Source organism: Acidovorax sp. KPB24-07 (assembly GCF_057543315.1).
This window is the reverse complement of sequence record NZ_BAAJYS010000393.1, coordinates 1-2,994: the sequence shown is the minus strand read 5'-3', so window position 1 is coordinate 2,994 and position 2,994 is coordinate 1. Positions and strand designations below refer to the sequence as shown.

General features: G+C 68.2%; 1 pseudogene. It reads left to right on the top strand.

The window, feature by feature from the left end:
- Window positions 1-160 precede the first annotated feature (160 nt).
- A pseudogene (locus AC27IQ_RS21540) lies at window positions 161-2,994 on the top strand (efflux RND transporter permease subunit); the annotation flags it as partial.

Here is a 2,994-nt window from a genome sequence, read left to right as displayed (position 1 = left end):
GACGCGACTGCCGATGTTCATCCTCGAGCCGGGCGCATCGAGTCAAGACCTGCAGTTCAAGGGCGGGGACGGCATCCACCTGCTGGGCGATGCCAAGCTGGACAACGTGCACGGCCTGCAGGCCGGGGACGATTTCGTCACCGTGGACGGCGCGGAGGGGGCCATCTCGGTGTCGGCCAGCCTCGCGGGCGCCAGCCCCGAGACCATGGCCACCAGCGTGGCCACGCCGCTGGAGCGCCGGCTGGGTGTGATCGCGGGGGTGAACGAGATGACGTCCAGCAGCTCGACCGGCTCGGCCCGCGTGAGCCTGCAGTTCGATCTGAGCCGCAACATCGACAGCGCCGCGCGCGAGGTGCAGGCGGCCATCAACGCATCGCGCGTGGACCTGCCGGCCACGCTGCGCAGCAACCCCACCTACCGCAAGCGCAATCCGGCGGATGCGCCCGTCATCATCCTCACGCTGACCTCCAAGACCCGCACACCGGGCGAGATCTACGACGCGGTCTCCAACGTGGTGAGCCAGCGCATCTCGCAGGTGGCGGGCGTGGGCGAGGTCGAGATCGGCGGCGGCTCGCTGCCCGCGGTGCGCGTGGAGCTGCTGCCGTTCGCGCTCAACCGCTACGGCATCAGCACCGAGGACGTGCGCGCGGCCATCCAGGCCTCCAACGCCAACCGGCCCAAGGGCGCCATCGAAGGCGATGGCAAGCGCCTGCAGATCTACACGCCTTCGCCCTCGCGCAAGGCGTCCGACTACGCCTCGCTGGTGATCGCCTGGCGCAACAACGCCGCCGTGCGCCTGGGCGACGTGGCGCGCGTGGTCGATGGCGTGGAGAACACGCGCACGCTGGGCCTGTTCAACGGCGACCCGGCCATCATCGTGCTCATCACGCGCCAGCCGGGGGCCAACATCATCGACACGGTGGACGGCGTGCGCGCGCTGCTGCCCGACCTGCAGGCGCAGCTGCCGCAGGACATCCAGGTGTCGGTGGCGTCGGACAGCACCAATTCCATCCGCTCGTCGCTGCGCGAGATCGAGTTCACGCTCATGGTCTCCATCGCGCTGGTGGTGCTGGTGGTGGGCCTGTTCCTTCGCAAGGCGCGCGCCACGGTCATTCCGGCGGTGGCCACGGTGGTATCGCTGCTGGGCACCTTCGGCATCATGTATTTTCTGGGTTTCAGCCTGAACAACCTGAGCCTGATGGCCCTCACGGTGGCCACCGGCTTCGTGGTGGACGACGCCATCGTGGTGCTGGAGAACACCAGCCGCCACATCGAGGCCGGCATGGACCGCATGGCCGCGGCGCTGCTGGGCGCGCGCGAGGTGGGTTTCACGGTGCTGTCGATCAGCCTGTCGCTGGTGGCGGTGTTCATCCCGCTGCTGTTCATGGACGGGCAGGTGGGGCGCCTTTTCCGCGAATTCGCGGTCACGCTGTCGGTGGCGGTGGCGATCTCGCTGGTGATCTCGCTCACCACCACGCCGATGATGTGCGCGTGGCTGCTGCGCTCGGAAGACCCCGCCCAGGCCAAGCCCCCCGGCCGCTTCGCGCGCTGGGCCGAGCGGGGCTACGACGGCATGCTGCGCGGCTACGCCCACAGCCTGGACTGGGCGCTGGCGAGCAAGGCGCTGGTCATGCTGGTGCTGCTGGCGGTGATCGGGCTCAACGTTTACCTGTTCACCAAGATTCCCAAGGGCTACTTTCCGCAGCAGGACAACGGCCAGCTCAACGGCGGTTTGAGGGCCGACCAGAGCATCTCCTCCGACGCCCTGGCGCGCAAGCTGCGCCAGGCGGTGGGCATCATCCGCAACGATCCGGCGGTGGACACGGTGGTGGGCTTTTCCGGTGGCGGGCGGGCGGGCGGGGCTTTCTGTTCGTGAACCTGAAGCCCGTGGGCGAACGCGCCGACAGCAGCAACGCCGTGATCGGGCGCCTGCGGCCGCAGCTGGCGCAGATCACCGGCCTGCAGGTGTTCCTGAGCCCGGTGCAGGACCTGCGCATGGGCGGGCGCTCCAGCAATTCGACCTACCAGTACACCCTCAAGAGTGACAACCTGGCCGACATGCGGCTGTGGGCCACGCGCCTGGCCGAGCGCCTGAAGCAGGAAGAGCTGCTGACCGACGTGGACACCGACCAGGCCGACAACGGCGTGGAGACCTATGTGGAGGTGGACCGGGCCAGCGCCTCGCGCCTGGGCGTGAGCGCCTCGGCCATCGACAGCGCGCTCTACAACGCCTTCGGCCAGCGCTCGGTGGCGACCATCTACGGCGAGCTGAACCAGTACTCCGTCATCATGGAGTGGGCGCCGGAATACACCAAGGGCCCGCCGGCGCTGGCCGACATCTTCGTTGCGTCCAACCCGACCGGGGCCACCGGCACGGCCGCCAATCCGGGCCAGCGCGGCGCCTCCACGGGGCAGGTGCTGAGCAACACCGCATCGACCATGGTTCCGCTGAGTGCCATCGCCAAGGTGGTGGAGCGGGCCTCGCCCACCTCCATCAACCACCAGGACGGCGAACTGGCCACGACGATCTCGTTCAACCTGGACGGGAACACCTCCCTGAGCCAGGCGAGACAGGTCATCGAGCAGGCGGAGGCCGACATCGCCATGCCCACCAACGTGCGCGGCAGCTTCCAGGGCACGGCCCTCGGGTTCCAGCAATCGCAGTCGCAGCAGTTCTTCCTGATCCTGGCGGCCATCGTGGTGATCTACATTGTGCTGGGCGTGCTGTACGAAAGCCTGATCCACCCCATCACCGTGCTGACCACCTTGCCCTCGGCCGGCGTGGGGGCGGTGCTGGCGCTGCTGCTGTTCAACATGCAGTTCACCATCATCGCGCTCATCGGCGTGTTCTTGCTGATCGGCATCGTGAAGAAGAACGCCATCCTCATCATCGACTTCGCGCTGGAGGCCGAGCGTGCCCGGGGCCTGTCGGCGCTCGAGGCGGTGCGCGAGGCCTGCATGCTGCGCTTTCGTCCCATCCTGATGACCACGCTG